The organism is Flavobacterium adiutor, from assembly GCF_048282555.1.
In the GTDB taxonomy this organism is placed as follows: Bacteria; Bacteroidota; Bacteroidia; order Flavobacteriales; family Flavobacteriaceae; genus Flavobacterium.
This window is the reverse complement of the sequence record NZ_CP182487.1, coordinates 2,610,397-2,625,716: the sequence shown is the minus strand read 5'-3', so window position 1 is coordinate 2,625,716 and position 15,320 is coordinate 2,610,397. Positions and strand designations below refer to the sequence as shown.

General features: G+C 33.4%; 14 protein-coding genes. 7 read left to right on the top strand and 7 right to left on the bottom strand.

From position 1 onward, the window contains the following. Together ACNC7R_RS11130 and ACNC7R_RS11125 are read left to right on the top strand one after the other, a co-directional pair. Positions 1–402, top strand: a complete 402-nt coding sequence (locus ACNC7R_RS11130; protein WP_417941161.1) for a response regulator — start codon at positions 1–3, stop codon at positions 400–402. Between the two features lie 374 nt (positions 403–776). Next, positions 777–1,235: an RNA methyltransferase gene (locus ACNC7R_RS11125; RefSeq protein WP_163397865.1), complete on the top strand. Its 459-nt coding sequence runs from the start codon at positions 777–779 to the stop codon at positions 1,233–1,235. Between the two features lie 602 nt (positions 1,236–1,837). On the opposite strand, the gene ACNC7R_RS11120 is transcribed toward ACNC7R_RS11125, so the two are convergent. After that, positions 1,838–2,455, bottom strand: a complete 618-nt coding sequence (locus ACNC7R_RS11120; protein WP_417941160.1) for a ferritin-like domain-containing protein — start codon at positions 2,453–2,455, stop codon at positions 1,838–1,840. A 282-nt stretch (positions 2,456–2,737) separates the two neighbouring features. Between ACNC7R_RS11120 and ACNC7R_RS11115 the strand changes: the two genes are divergently transcribed. Together ACNC7R_RS11115 and ACNC7R_RS11110 are read left to right on the top strand one after the other, a co-directional pair. Then, complete coding sequence (locus ACNC7R_RS11115; RefSeq protein ID WP_417941159.1) at positions 2,738–4,132, top strand: exonuclease domain-containing protein; 1,395 nt, start codon at positions 2,738–2,740, stop codon at positions 4,130–4,132. 164 nt (positions 4,133–4,296) lie between these two features. After that, on the top strand, positions 4,297–4,527 hold the full coding sequence (locus tag ACNC7R_RS11110) for a hypothetical protein (RefSeq protein WP_417941158.1): 231 nt from the start codon (positions 4,297–4,299) through the stop codon (positions 4,525–4,527). A gap of 150 nt (positions 4,528–4,677) precedes the next feature. On the opposite strand, the gene ACNC7R_RS11105 is transcribed toward ACNC7R_RS11110, so the two are convergent. From ACNC7R_RS11105 to ACNC7R_RS11090, 4 genes are all read right to left on the bottom strand, one after another. Then, positions 4,678–5,715, bottom strand: coding sequence for a LacI family DNA-binding transcriptional regulator (locus tag ACNC7R_RS11105; RefSeq protein WP_417941157.1), 1,038 nt, complete (start codon positions 5,713–5,715; stop codon positions 4,678–4,680). A 95-nt stretch (positions 5,716–5,810) separates the two neighbouring features. Continuing rightward, positions 5,811–6,941 (bottom strand): DUF4861 family protein, encoded by a 1,131-nt coding sequence (locus tag ACNC7R_RS11100; protein WP_417941156.1) that lies wholly within the window; start codon positions 6,939–6,941, stop codon positions 5,811–5,813. Positions 6,942–6,983: 42 nt separating this feature from the next. After that, positions 6,984–7,988 (bottom strand): family 43 glycosylhydrolase, encoded by a 1,005-nt coding sequence (locus tag ACNC7R_RS11095; protein ID WP_417941155.1) that lies wholly within the window; start codon positions 7,986–7,988, stop codon positions 6,984–6,986. 78 nt (positions 7,989–8,066) lie between these two features. Beyond that, entirely contained in the window at positions 8,067–8,294 is a 228-nt protein-coding gene (locus ACNC7R_RS11090) for a hypothetical protein (RefSeq protein WP_417941154.1), read from the bottom strand. A 451-nt stretch (positions 8,295–8,745) separates the two neighbouring features. Here ACNC7R_RS11090 and ACNC7R_RS11085 point away from each other — a divergent pair, with 451 nt between their 5' ends. The 3 genes from ACNC7R_RS11085 to ACNC7R_RS11075 all read left to right on the top strand — a co-directional run bounded on the left by ACNC7R_RS11085 (position 8,746) and on the right by ACNC7R_RS11075 (position 12,926). Beyond that, positions 8,746–9,660, top strand: coding sequence for a DUF6625 family protein (locus ACNC7R_RS11085; RefSeq protein ID WP_417941153.1), 915 nt, complete (start codon positions 8,746–8,748; stop codon positions 9,658–9,660). A 132-nt stretch (positions 9,661–9,792) separates the two neighbouring features. Further along, positions 9,793–11,163: a sensor histidine kinase gene (locus ACNC7R_RS11080; protein ID WP_417941152.1), complete on the top strand. Its 1,371-nt coding sequence runs from the start codon at positions 9,793–9,795 to the stop codon at positions 11,161–11,163. 296 nt (positions 11,164–11,459) lie between these two features. Continuing rightward, positions 11,460–12,926 (top strand): glycoside hydrolase family 130 protein, encoded by a 1,467-nt coding sequence (locus ACNC7R_RS11075; RefSeq protein ID WP_417941151.1) that lies wholly within the window; start codon positions 11,460–11,462, stop codon positions 12,924–12,926. Positions 12,927–13,176: 250 nt separating this feature from the next. Here ACNC7R_RS11075 and ACNC7R_RS11070 read toward each other — a convergent pair whose 3' ends face one another. Continuing rightward, positions 13,177–13,950: a TIGR03915 family putative DNA repair protein gene (locus tag ACNC7R_RS11070; RefSeq protein WP_417941150.1), complete on the bottom strand. Its 774-nt coding sequence runs from the start codon at positions 13,948–13,950 to the stop codon at positions 13,177–13,179. A 5-nt stretch (positions 13,951–13,955) separates the two neighbouring features. Continuing rightward, the gene (locus tag ACNC7R_RS11065; protein ID WP_417941149.1) at positions 13,956–15,215 is read right to left on the bottom strand and encodes a putative DNA modification/repair radical SAM protein; all 1,260 of its coding nucleotides are present in this window, start codon (positions 15,213–15,215) and stop codon (positions 13,956–13,958) included. Positions 15,216–15,320 lie beyond the last annotated feature (105 nt).

Sequence of the window (15,320 nt, the reverse complement as noted above, 5' to 3'; positions counted from 1 at the left end):
ATGCCTCAAAAAAACTTACATATCATAATTGCCGAAGATGATCATGATGATGCAGATGTAATCTTCGAAACTTTTAACAACAATCCGGATTTTGGAAAAGTAAGCCTGGTAGCCAATGGCGAAGAACTGCTGAATTTCCTCAAAGATAGTACCAATGAAACGCCCGATGTTATCCTGACCGATATCAATATGCCTATACGCAACGGCATCGAAGCCCTGCAGGAAATTTTAAGCCACAATGAGCTTAAAAAGATTCCCTGCTTTGTGTATTCCACGAGTATAAACCCGTCTTATAAACAAAAATGCGACGTACTGGGCGTAAAAGCCTACCTCATAAAGCCCTACTCTTTTGAGGCTTTTGAAGAAATTCCAAAGACGATTTTGAGTTTTATTTCAGATTAAAAATAATAAGAAAACGAGACTTCTTTTAGAAAGAGTCTCGTTTTTTTTTTAGGAGATGATTCTGGGTTGTATTGCATTAGAAAGACTTGGATATATCCCATATCTTATTTTTTATTCAGCTTCACTAAAACGTAGTTGGGTAAAAGGTGTAATTGCTTTCGAATATTTTTTGATCATTTGTATTTCAAAATGAAATTTATCAACGACGGAAAAGTTATTAAAGAATGTAAAATTGAAGAGATTCTAATGCTTTTATCTGATTAATAGGATGAAGAAATTATCACAATACCTTTCATTTCATTAAATTGTAATCCTAATTATTCTTCAAAATAAAAAAATTGCCCAACACACTTACACTTCGTACTTTTGCCATCATGAATGATAATTTTACAAATGAATACTTTGGCATCGGCATTCACAATGGTAAAACGCCTGAAAATTTAGGTGTTTTGTGGAGGTCGGCTCAAAACTTAGGGGCTACTTTTATATTTACCATAGGAAATCGATATGCCAAACAGGCTTGTGATACACATGATGCAGTAAAAGCAATTCCCTATTTTCACTATGAAAATTTCGAAGCTTTTTTTGAAAATTTACCCAAAGGAGCCCGATTAGTTGGTGTTGAATTACATGAAAGTGCATCAGATTTAGAAACCTTCGAGCATCCAAGGCGCTGTGTGTATCTGTTAGGAGCAGAAGATCATGGTTTACCTAAAAAAACAATGGAAAAATGCCATCATCTGGTGAAATTCAAATCTGAAAAAAGTTTAAACGTCGCCGTGGCAGGAACCATAGTGATGTACGACAGAAACTTGCCTAAGCCTCGTTCTTAATTTATAAATGGTAAAACCCATTTATGTAACTAGTTTTTGATGATAATTTTTCCTGAGTTCGAGTGACCCCGATTTTTCATCTGGAATTTATTGAGAACAGGAAATTATCCTTGAAAAGGTTCTTAATATTTTTTGTCCGTTTCTCTAAACAAAAAAATATTCTAACTAATTGAAAAAACAAAGTTTTAATAGTAATTATTTAATTAGAAAATACAGCTTTTTTATAAGTAAGAGCTGTTCCATTGACCTATTTTTAAGATGATTAATAACTTAAAAAAATTCAATCATGGAAAACTTAAATAACTTCACCAACGAAAAAAATAAAAAACTGACAAGTACTTTATAATTTTTAGAATTACTTAGAGCCTGTTTAAAATTTAAATATTTAGATTTTTATGAGATTATTTTTCGATAGATGAGGCAAATTTTGAAAGAATAATAGACTTATTTTTGAGTAAATTTAACGAAATATAGCGGAAAATAAGCCGTAAAAAGCAATTAGATAAAATCTAAACAGGCTCTTAATTAATGCAAAAAAACCTGTATCGTCAGATAGACATGATACAGGCTTTTATGATTTGAAACCAGAGATTATTGTTTATTTATTTCTCATCCTCTTCGGCAGCATCAAAGTTAATGGTGTTATAGGCAGCCTCAGTCAATAGTGTATCGGCTTCTTTTTCTTCAGCCAGTGTTTTCTCCAGTAAAAGTACTGCATCATCTTCACCTAAAGTAACACCGAAAGCAGCTAATGTTCCGTAAGTAGCAATTTCATAATGTTCTATTTTCTGAGATGCGGCAATGATTCCGGCGTCACGTACTGGACCTTTTTCTGTCTCTTCCATGATGCTTTCCCCTTCTTTGATGAGACCTTCCATAGCATCACATTTTTTGGCAACCACTTTCTCTCCAAGTAAAGAAAAAACTTTTTCAAGTCTTTCCTTTTGTTCCTCGGTGACGGCTAGATGCTCGTTAATAGCTTTAATCAAATTTTCAGAAGTAGCATTTTTTGCCATTTTTGGCAATGCTTTGATCAATGCTTTTTCTGCCCAGTAAATATCTTTAAGTGAATCTATAAACAATTCTCTTAATCCTTCTGCAGCAGATGATTTTGCTTTTACCACTCCTGCTGAGTTTGTTTTAGAGGGTGTTGCTGATTTACTTTTTGGAGCAGCTGTTTTAGCTTTTGTAGCTGTAGTATTTTTTTCTGTAGTTTTCATAATAATTGATTTTAAAGTATATCCAAATTTACCTTTAGCTACTGAATTTAATTTACAGAAATTTCTTAAATACTTACAGTATTCAAATATTTGGCTTTTTTATTATAAATCAATCAAATTTACGTTTTAGCAGAAAAGTCATCAATTATGTCTTCCTATATGTTGTACTTGTCAGGAAAAAGACTTTTGTTACAATTTAGAACTACAACTACATGAAAAATAGCCTCTTCTGACTTAATTTTGCATTCCCGGGAATGACCAGGCTTCCGGTTGCGACAGAAGATGACAGAGACAGAATATGCCATAGTAGATATTGAAACAACTGGCGGTAATGCCAGTGGCAGCCGAATTACAGAAATTGCGATTATCGTCCATAATGGCAAAGGTATTATTGATCGGTTTGAGACACTTGTCAATCCACAAAAGGAAATCCCCGCTACTATTTTTGCACTCACAGGAATTAATAATGAAATGGTACGTAGTGCTCCAATTTTTGATGATATTGCGAAGAAAGTGTTCGAAATGCTTGCAGATCGTATTTTCGTTGCCCATAATGTCAATTTCGATTATACTTTTGTTCGTCATGAACTTGAAAAATCAGGATTTAAATGGAAAGCAAGAAAATTATGTACTGTTCGTGCAGCCAGAAAGATAAGACCCGGATATAAATCGTATAGTCTTGGAAAACTTTGTCAGTCATTAGATATTCCCTTAGAAAATCAGCATCGTGCTGGTGGAGATGCAGATGCTACAGCCATTCTGTTTTCGAAATTATTAGAATGGGATGCTGATGGACATTTGCAAAAAATGATCAAAAATACAGCGCTGGATCAGCGTTTGCCTCCCAACTTGCCCCCTGAAGATTTTGATGTCTTACCAGAAAAACCAGGTGTTTACTATTTTTATAATCAGGTAAATAAGGTGATCTATATCGGAAAAGCAATCAATTTAAAAAAACGTGTTGCCTCTCATTTCAGTGGCCATAAAATCACGCCACAGAGGCAGCACTTTCTTCGGGATATCTATGCCATATCGTTTGAAGTTTGTGCTACGGAACTTATGGCTTTGCTGCTTGAGTGTACAGAAATAAAAAGACTCTGGCCGGTTTACAACAGAGCACTCAAACGCTTTGAACCCAAATTCGGATTGTATCAATATGAGGCCCGAAACGGCTATAAATATTTAGTTACCGGTAAACTCAGCAAGTTTCAAACGTGTATTGATTATTTTAATACCGCTCATGAAGGCATAAACACGCTCATAAGCCTGAAACAGGAATTTGAAATTGATAATCGGTTTTGCAAGTACGGCATCACTACGGCTGGGGAAATTTTTCCGGACAATAGTACCCCTTGGCCAGAAATGCAGACTCATAATGAAAAAATAGAAAATGCAATTGATCATTTGTTAACCCGCAGACTGAGCTTTGCTATTATCGATAAAGGGCGATCTGCGAATGAACGCAGCTGCATTTGGGTTGAAAACGGTCATTTTTATGGCATGGGCTATATTGCATCCGATATTGGTTTTACAGATCCGTCTGAGGTGAAGGATTATGTAACGCCCTATAAAAGCAATCAGTACATCATGCATCTTATTAATAGTTATGCCCAGAAATATCCAGGGAAAGTTCTTAAGGAAAGAATTCCAAAAAAGAATGTTAAAAAAGAATGTTAAAAAAGTATCCACATCTTTTGATGCTTCTGATTTAATTCAGAGTATATAAATATTTTACCTTATTGTATTGTAAACATGTGAATTACATAACTATTCGTGGTTTTTATATAAGCACCAAAAGTTTGTAATACTGTATTTTTGTACTTATCTAAAAGAGGCAAAATATGGAAAATTCAAACAAATTCGACACCAATACCTACAGTACGGAATCTCTACACAGCCAGATTTGTTTAGCCGATAATATCGATTTTATTTATCGAAAAGCCTACAGAGGAGACTGGGGACATTGGGATGACTTACCTGATACTACTGCACCCCTTGATTGCTCTGAAAAAAAAAGCGAAATAAATTCAATTGGACTAAGAAGAGTTCTAAATGAAAATAGTTACTTATAATGTAAATGTAGTTAACAGCCGTTTAATTGTGCTGCTTCGTTAGCAAATGAAGAAATTACATATAACAGTAAAATCTGCAACAATCAATACTGCATGCTTCTGAATCAATGATTAGTTCTAAAAGTCAGAAAGTAATGTATCATTAGATTATTACAAAACAGCGACACTATTTCTCTTAGAACTACTTCTGATAATCAAATCTGATTCAATTATTTTGGTTATAACTTCATTGCTTTCTTTATTTTTTAAAATATGATCAAAGTAAACCATGGCTGCCTGATATCCGAGTCTTTCGCTATTTTGATCTACAGAAGATATAGAAGGTGTAATGAGTTCTGTAAAAGGTTCATTCGCATAACCAAAAATACCAATATCCTCAGGTGTTTTGAGTCCGGATTGCGTAATGGCCAGCATAATTCCTAAAGCCTGAATATCTGATATGGCCAGGAACGCATCAGGAGGTATGGGTAATGAAAGGAGCTTAAGTGCAGTGTGAAAAGCATTTTCTTTACTGATATTATCATCTACAATAAAATGCTCTGGAACGTACATACCGGCTTCGTCAATCGCTCTGATAAACCCCTCTTTCCGATTCATGTATAAATCCATATGAGATGGACCGCCAACAAAAGCAAGCCTCTGGTAACCTTCTTTTATCATACTTTTTGCAGCTTTATAAGTTGCGTCCTTATTGTCATTTATAACTCTGTGACCCGGAAATTTTTCATCACATCGGTCAAATTGTATGACATTGATTTTATGTTCTAAAACCTGCTCCAGAATTTTAGCGGACTGAGTTTCTTTCGAAAGGGAAATCAAAATACAGTCTACATTCTGATGAATAAGAGTCTCTATGGCTGTTTCTTCAACATCTGATTTTTCATGAGACTGGCAAATAATTAGATTATGTTTGTTTTCAGTACATGCTTTTTCAATTCCTGAAATAGCATCCGAAAAGAAATTCTGATTTATCTGAGGTACAATTACACCAAGGGTTCTGGATGAACCACGTCTTAAGTTTGCTGCCTGTGTATTATGTTTGAAATTAATTTCGGCAGCTTTTTTCAAAACAACCTGCCTCACTTCTTCCTTTACACCCGGTTTACCATTCAGGGCTTTTGAAACATACGACACGGAAAGCCCAAGTTCTTTGGCTAAATCGTATATGGTGATTCTTTTTGTGCTCATGCTGTAAATATATTTTGAATGAATGTAATTATAATCCGTGCGTAAAAATTATTAAATTGGTTATTCAGAGTATTTTATTTTTCTGAAAAACAGGGTTATTTTACACTTACAGCCAAAGGATTCTTTATTTCCTTAGAAAAATTTTCCAGGTATTCAAACCATTTCTTTGCATCAGTAAATTTTCCTGCCTTATCCCATGCTGCACCTGCATAGTAAACGATGGGTTCATTATTTTGAACTGTAGTCTTTGCTAAAAGCTGTATTTTATCTGCCCACATATTACTAACAGGGGACGTCAATATAACACCTGTGGCCGTAGTACCATTTTTTTCAGAAGAAGGCTCCCAATATGCCATAATTCCCTGCTGTTCATTTAATGAAATATTTCCGGGATTAATTCTTCTGCTGATTCCTGCGACAACTGGCAATGTTTTTGTTCCATCAAAAGTGTAGGTATTCTCGATGCGACTGAGCTGTGAACCGGCATCCAGTGATATAGTTTTTATTACACTTACTTTTATTCCGCCGGCGTCCCATGAATCATAAATCAATTGAAAAGTGGATCGTAACGGCCCATTGTCAAGCATTTTCCAACGATGATAATTAGCTGAATAGCGAATAGTATCTTTTACATAAGGAGCCATATTTCCTGCACCTAATGTATGACCAACCTGATAATAATCCAAACCATCGCCGTGATCGGTATGATAATCTGCCAATTTATAACGTTCGTTAATGACCATTTTATTGGTACGTTTTACCCATACATCAAAACCATAAGCGTCTTCATTTGACCCTTCAATTGCTTTTCCATAGGTACGAAAGGCAATCAGATCGTTCTCCCATGCAAAATCATCTTTGCGTTCCGGAACATATCTGGCATAGGTTTTTACAGTAAATATTTCAGGCCTTCCTTTCTGAATAAAAAGGGTCAGTTTTGATTTTGCTTTTACATCTACCTGAACCAGCAAATTCTGAATAGTAGAAGACATTCGGTGTTCTAACTGAAAAACCACTTGTTTCTTCGTTTTTGGATTAATTACCACAAAGTTTGAAGAATCAATTTCAGGATAACGTTCTAAAATTTTTTTCCAGCTTATGGCTACAACAGCCTCTTTACGATCTAAAACCGAATTATTTTCGATAGTAATATTCACTTTATTTTGTGCCCAAAAACACATCGGAATACTAAAAACAAAACAAAAAAAGAATTTAATTGACTTCATAAATATTCATTTCAATTATGGTTTGACAAATCAGTAGAGATCTTAATCATTTTTATTCTGCATAAAATCAGGGAAGCCGCTTTTTGTCCATTCTACAACTCTTGCTCGAGTCGCACGATTTTTATCAGACAATTCATGACCCTGAATTTCTTTGTAATCTCTGGCATGATAAATCATTATTGTTGATTTTCCGTCTTCACTTGTAGTAAATGAATTATGTCCGGGACCGAATCTTTTTAGTTCATCATTTGTATAAAATACGGGCGCCGGAGCTTTATGCCAATTTGTAACATTAAGTATATCAGTATTTTCATCAATCCATAATAAACCCAAGCAATAGTTATGGTTAGTGGCACTGGCCGAATATGTTACAAATATCTTTCCGTTCTTTTTAATTACGGCTGGGCCTTCGTTTACATTATATTTTTCTCTTTCCCAGCTGAATTCAGGCTCAGTTAAAATAATTTCGGGGCCTGTAAGAGTGGTCGGGTTTTTCATTTCAGATAAAACCAATGCGGTTCCATTATCTCCCCCCCTGACATTTTGTGCCCATATTAAATATCTTTTGCCTTTATGCTCAAAAGTCGTTCCATCCAAAGAGAAGGATTCTTTTTGTGTTTTCAATTGCCCCTCCTCTGTCCATTTTCCTTCCATCGGATTAGCAGATGGATTAGACAAGACCCACATTCTTATATTCCAGATATTTTCGGACTCACCTGCAGTAAAATATATATACCATTTCCCGTTTATTCTATGCAATTCAGGAGCCCAGATATGACTCCCCATCACCCCTTTTTCATGCTTGTGCCAGATTTCTTTTTCTTTTGCTTCTTTTAATCCGTTTATACTATTGGCTTTTCGTAATACAATACGATCATACTCAGGTACCGTGGCAATTAAATAATATTCCCCATTATCTGTTTTATATACCCACGGATCAGCACGCTGCTCTGCTATTGGATTATTGAATGCCATGGATTGTGAATTGACCTGAAATGGATTGATTCCGGTGATTATGGACAAAATGAAAATTCGAACTAATTTCATGCTTATTTTGATTTATATATTGGTTTATAGGTGTGAAAAAAAATCATAAAACATTGAAAATGTTTATTTTAAATAATATTATCTTATTCTTTGCTTTATTGTAAATCTATAACAGTTAACATTTTTTTTAGCGCTTTGCCAGTCAAGTTTAATTAGAGCTACCATTCGTTGAGCCCATTTCAAAGCTACTTTTCCATCACCCGATAGTTTAAGGTCGGTCTTAATTTCAGGATTTTGAGAATAAACAGAAACTGCACAGGATTTAGAAAGAACTAGAGTCAGGCAATACTTAAGTATTTTTTGCATAGGCTGATTCGTATGGAGTTAGTTTTAAAGTTATTTTATAAACTAGTTTCAATTTGTTTCAAGTACCAAAGAGTGTTACTAAAACTCAAAAGAAAACTTCCCTGAAAATTACACACTTATAATAATTGTATAATCAACACTTACAAAAAAAGGCATTTTTTTTCACAACAGCACTTTTATTTACAAATAATTTAAGTCAATAATCATCTAAAGCATTAATATTGTAAAAAAACTTATTTAGAGTTCATTTTAATAATAAGAAAAAGCACAAATGAAAAATCATTATAAATGATGAAAACTTCTTACCCCGATTATATTAATTTTAGCTTTTTTAATAAATAATTAAAGAGGCAGTATTCTTAATGAAAAAATGAATTAAAAAAATGAAACAGAAGAGTCCAATTAGCTGGTAAAAAATTATTAAGAAATGAATTAATTTAAATTAAAATAAATGAATCAACAACATTCTATAGCCATATTAACTTGCTGGTATGGTGATTACCCATGGTATCTACCCTATTTTATAAAATCCTGCATCCATAATCCAACAATTGACTTTATAATTGTAACCAGTAACACTCAGCAAATACCGAATAAACCCTCAAATGTTATTATAATTTATAAATCATTAAACGACTTCAAAGCTATAGCGGCTGCAAAATTTGGTTTTGAAGTGAATTTCAGCAACCCTTATAAAATATGTGATTTCAAGCCTGCCTACGGCTTATTATTTCAGGATATTTTTGAGAAGTATGACTATTGGGGGCATGGTGATATTGATATGATGTATGGAAACATCAGGAACTTTATTACACCCAATGTTTTAAATCAATATGATCTTATAAGTGCTCACAAAGACTTTATAACAGGAACATTTTGTTTGTTTCGCAATAATGATTTAATGCGGACTTTATTTATGGAAAGCGCTGATTATCAAAAATATTTTTCTTCTGAGGAATATTCAGGATTTGATGAATGTAATTTTCTCTTTGATGAATTACAAACACCCGGCATAACAGTTTTCGATTTTCCAGATCACAGAAGTATGACTCATGTAGTTTGCAAAGCGCATCAAGAACAAAGAATAAAGGCTCTTTTCGAATCCTATATGAATAAAAGAATGAATAATAAAATGAGGTGGGATAATGGACAGATTATCTATTCTAATAAAAAAGAATGTTTGTTTTATGATATGATAGATTACAAAAACGAATGTGAAGACAAAACAGTAACCTATCCCCTGCCTGATGTTTTTTATTTTAATAAAAAAGGCATCAATAAAAATAGTTTCTGGAGGTTAGCCGCAATAAAGATATTACCAAAAAAGAAAAAATTAAAAAAAGTTCGAATTTTTAATCTTGAATAAACAGTTTCTGATTTTTTTGTATACTCGCTATAAATTGGCATGTAAAGACTTTGGTAATCAGGGGTTTTTTATGAATTGTTAAAGCTTAATTTGTATCTTTGCTTACCCTATTTCTTAAAGCCTAAACCAGTAATGCCTGAAGTTATACTTATAGATCCAAAAACCATTTTTTTACTTTATTTCTGGGGCAATTTTTTTACCTGCATTCTTATTTTTAGTTATTCATTTTCCTATGCTACAATTGATAGTAGAAAGATACTAAAATGGTTTGGTGTAGGGAAATTATTACTGACCATTGCCTGGATACTGATTATCTTAAGAGACATCATTAGTGATTTTCTTTCTATCAATCTGGCTAATTCCTTGTTTTTTTGTGCCTGTTGTTATGAAACAATTGCCATGTTATCAATTCTTAAAACTAATACAGAAAAACGTTTCAGGTCACAGATAGCAATTACTTTAGCTGCTGTAATAATTTTTAATATCGCAACATTTTTGGGAAGTACAATGAATACCCGTGTTTTAATAGGAGCAATTGGGATATTTGCCATTTATTTACCCCCAACGATTCATTATTTTACTGAAAAAAGAAGGAAAAATTTTTTCAGAAACTTTTATGTATTTTGTTATGTTGTACTTGAGATTCTTATTGTAATACGCGCTATTTACAGGTATTTATATCCGCAAAATCTTTTTTTTTCCCACAATGCCCTCGACAGCTTTTATAGTATTAGCTTGTTTTTGGTAACCCTTGTTGGAATTGTGGGTTTTTTACTTCTGGTTAAAGAAAAACAAGATTATAAAATTCAGAAACTCCTGGATGATAAAAATCAATTTTTTTCCATTATATCTCACGATTTACGAGGTCCCTTGAGTTCAGCTGTCTCTCTTTCAGAATTTCTGGCTGAAGATATAGAAAACTACACCAGGGAGGAAATCAGGGAAATTTCTGAAATGCTGTATCAATCCAATAAAAACAGCTACAAACTACTTGAGAATCTACTGGAGTGGTCACGAGTACAAGCCGGAATGATTACGTTTACACCAAAAAAGATAGTACTCAATGAGCTGATTAATGATAATATTGAACTGAATAAAAATGCAGCATTACATAAAAATATAAATCTTTTGTTCGAATCAGCTGATGCGATTGAAGTGCATGCTGATGATAATATGATTAATACTGTTTTACGTAATTTACTCAACAATGCCATAAAATTTACTCAAAAAAACGGCAAAGTTGAAATAAGAATACTAAAAACAGAAGAGAATGTAGAAATCTCTGTCATAGATGACGGAGTTGGAATTCCAGATGATATAAAAGTAAAGTTATTTAAAATTAACAAAAAAGTAATTCAAAGAGGAACAGAAAATGAAAAAGGAAGTGGACTTGGATTATTACTGTGTAGTGAATTTATAAATGTGCATAAAGGCAAAATATGGGTAGAAAGTCATCAGGGAAAAGGCAGTTGTTTTAAATTTACAATCCCTTTAAAACAGTAGCATTAAACTCTTTTTTATATTTTAGTAGTGCTTTGAAAAGTTTCTAACAATTAAGATTTAATTTCTGATTTAATATTTCCGGAAGCTATTCGATATGTATAGACTAAATAAATGTAAAGGCCAATATTTTATATATTTAAAATATTTTTCTTTTTTTTAAATTAAATAGAGTACGATAACTTCTTTTTATGAAATTATAAAAAGACCATTTTTTAACAAAATTTAGATGGTTTTTATTAACATATTTCCTAACTTCAGTAAACAAAAAAGTATTTTTCTATTTTAAAAAACAAATTATGCGTGTATCTGTCATACGAAAAAACATAAAATTTACACCGGATTCTAAAAGAGTTGTTGCCCGATATTTTAACAATGGTGATGAGCGAACGAAACAAATGGTACTTCGCATCATGACACTAAATGAAAAGCAGGTATTAGAAACTCTGGAACAAACACTTCGTGAATTTGCAAGACGTCACCGAAATATTTCTACTATATTTTTAAGACACTGCGAAAAAGTGCGAGATGTTATTGAAAGCATGCAGATTGATTATGAAGCTTTATCTCTTGATCGAAAAATGCTGATAGGTTCTTATTGTACAATGGAGTATGCAATAGAATCTGCCGCCATTTTTAATCCATCTATTGTAGAAGATTTTGACCAAAGTGGTCTTGAAGCCGGCGAAAAAAGGGTTATTATTTCTTTTCGTGCAACAGGTGAAGGACATATTTCATCAATTGTATTCAGAAGAGGCATTTTGGACAGGGATAATAACCTGCAGGTTATGAAAATTGGAAATAATATCGATAAAGCAGAGATTATTCATAAATCTTTTTTCAACAAAGAGCGATTTTTATTAAAATTATCTGAAATGGATACTAAGGATAAGTATATTACACAAATTATGCAGGACTTACCTGATGAATTTGGATATGCTGTACTTAAAGATACTGTAAATACTGCGTTAAGCTACCCTGCTATTCGTGAAGAAAGGAGAACAGCACTAAACGAAATACTATGGCTCGCAAAATCATTTTATGATGTCGAGTTCAAACATGATTCTGATCTTACAGAGCGTGTTATATTTCCTATATCCGATTCTGAAAGTCGTGGCATAGAAGATGCCCGCTTTGTCCGTTTTACAGATGACGACGGCTCTTCACGTGTAATGGCTACTTATACAGCTTATAATGGGCATACGATATTACCAAAACTAATTTCTACCGAAGATTTTTATACCTTTAGAGTAATGCCTTTACATGGTGCCGGGGCACAGAATAAAAATCTGGCATTATTTCCACGAAAAATAAAGGGCAAATATGCGATGCTTGCCAGAATAGATGGAGTCAATAATTACATCATGTATTCTGACAGAGTTACACAATGGAACACTCCTATTCTTCTTCAGGAACCCCGTTATACGTGGGAGTTTACACAAATTGGAAACTGTGGTTCACCATTGTGGACAGAAGAAGGATGGCTTGTCATTACGCATGGTGTAGGTACAATGCGCCGTTATTGTATTGGTGCCTCCCTCTTTGATCTTGATGATCCGTCTAAAGAAATTGGTAGGCTTACAGAACCATTGTTATCCCCGCTTGAAGACGAACGGGAAGGCTATGTCCCTAATGTTGTTTATTCCTGTGGCGCCATTATCCATAATAATAGTCTCATATTGCCTTATGCAGTATCAGATTATTCTTCTACTTATGCTGTAGTTGATATGGTAGAATTATTAGATGCTTTGAAAAAAAGTAAATAGTATAAAATTTCAAATGTAAAACGTAAATCCCATTAATAAATGGGATTTTTTCGTTTAATTCAGGCTTCAAAAAGCTAAAACTTTAAATAAGCTGATTTAAGAAATGATTTTTTTTAAAATGATAAAAAGTATATTAATTAAAAAATAAAAGCTGTAAAAAAGGATATGAAAGTCAATTTTAATCAATTTTATTTATTTTAAATTAAAAAATAATAATAAATTGTAATAATTTAAAATTGACATTAAAAAATTACTTTATATTTGGAATTTTCTCAATCAAATTTTTCCAATAGCGCTTTGGCATATGCTGAATATGAAGTTTCATGTTTTTGCGTGATTCAATAGTAACGCTGCTAAAATAATACCGCCACAGATTTTGGAAAAACTCTTCCTGTTCATCACAGATTTCGCTTAAATTTTTAGATGATGAAACTGTCATGTCAAACTTTAGCATTATAGTTGCGACATTTTCAAGATCATAATAAATCCCATATTTGCGTTTTGCATCATAGATTAGCCAGCGTTGGTCTGCATAACGATTTTTAAAATGACTTTCTATAAGAGGTAAAACATTACAGTCTGGTTCGATGATTGCATAATATAATTGATCTTTTGCCAGTTTAAAACGAACAAATGCTTCCATACGATGTGACTCCTGTCTGGTCAGACGTGATGCTTTTCTAAGATTCCAAACAGCATTATTACTAAAATCTTCTTCAACATTTTTTGTATTAGCCAATACATGCTGTACAAACTGAAACATAGTTTCTTCTATCTGTGGGAGTTCAGACAAAAATGCTTTGTATATCTCTGAAAGACCTTTTGCCGAAAGGCGTAGCTTCAATCCGTCTAAAACACGTTTTGCTTTTGAGATATCCGTTACCACTAAATGAGAAGTTGCAAAAAGCAATGTTCCTGAGGTTTCATTTTTTGCAAATACAGTATCGGTAAGTTTGTACTCATAGGCTTCGAATACAGCCGTAAGCCACCCTTCATAAGTTCCGTCGTAAATTACTTCTGTCATTTCAATTAAAATAAGACAAGTTGATTAGAAAAATCGTTTTTATATTTACTTTTTTGGAAATTTAGAATATGATCCCTGATTTGAATAGATGTCAAATCTTTCTGCAGTTGAAAAGGCGTAGCAAAAGCAAGGAAATATTTGGAACGCGAATAGGCAATTCCCATTTTTTTCAAATCGTGGGGAAGCAGTTTTTTAAACTTTCTTGCTGCTACAATTTTTTGGGCACTTAAATATCCAATCCCGGGAATACGTTTTATAAGTTCCAAATCGGCTGTATTGATATCAACAGGAAACTGATTCAGGTTACGTAAAGCCCATCCAAGTTTCGGATCGATATCAAGATCAAGATTAGGCTGATTGAACCCAACAATTTCATTTACATCAAATCCGTAATACCGAATTAACCAGTCCGCCTGATACAAACGGTTTTCACGTATCATAGGAACAGGTGTACCAATGGCAGGTAATCGATTATCATCACTAATGGGAACATATCCTGAATAATATACCCGTTTCATATTCATCTGCTGGTAAAAATAATCTGCCATTCCCAGAATCTCCAGGTCACTTTCTTGTGTTGCTCCAATTACCATTTGGGTACTTTGCCCGGCTGGAGCAAAAAGAGGTGCTTTATAATTTGATTTTTTTTCTTCTTTATAACCCATAATTTCATTTTTGAGATATTTCATCGGACTAATCACATCATTATGATTTTTATCCGGCGCGAGCAGTTTAAGACTTTGTTCTGTAGGCATTTCAACATTTACACTTAAACGGTCAGCGTAAAGACCTGCTTCCTTCAGTAATTCATCACTGGCTCCCGGAATCGCTTTCAAATGAATATAGCCATTGAAATTATGTTCAGTACGCAATTTTTTAGCAATTCTCACCAAACGCTCCATGGTAAAATCAGCGTTATCAAAAATACCCGAACTCAAAAAAAGTCCCTCAATGTAATTTCTCCGATAAAAACCAATAGTAAGATCAACAACTTCCTGAACAGTAAAAGCGGCACGTTTCACATCATTGCTTTTTCTGCTGACACAATAGGCACAATCAAAAATACAATGATTTGTAAGCAAGATTTTTAGCAGCGACACACAACGGCCATCTTCCGTAAAAGCATGACAAATACCGTAATCTTTAGCATTACCCAAGCCTTTGTCTTTATTCTCACGTTTACTTAGTGCCGATGAGCATGAGACATCATACTTGGCCGCATCAGCCAATATTCCCAACTTCTCCATCAATCTCTCATTTATCATTTTGATCTTTTTATCATTTTGATCTTTTTATCGTTTTGATCTTTTTATCGTTTTGATCTTTTTATCGTTTTGATCTTTTTATCGTTTTTAAAACTTCAAATTTTA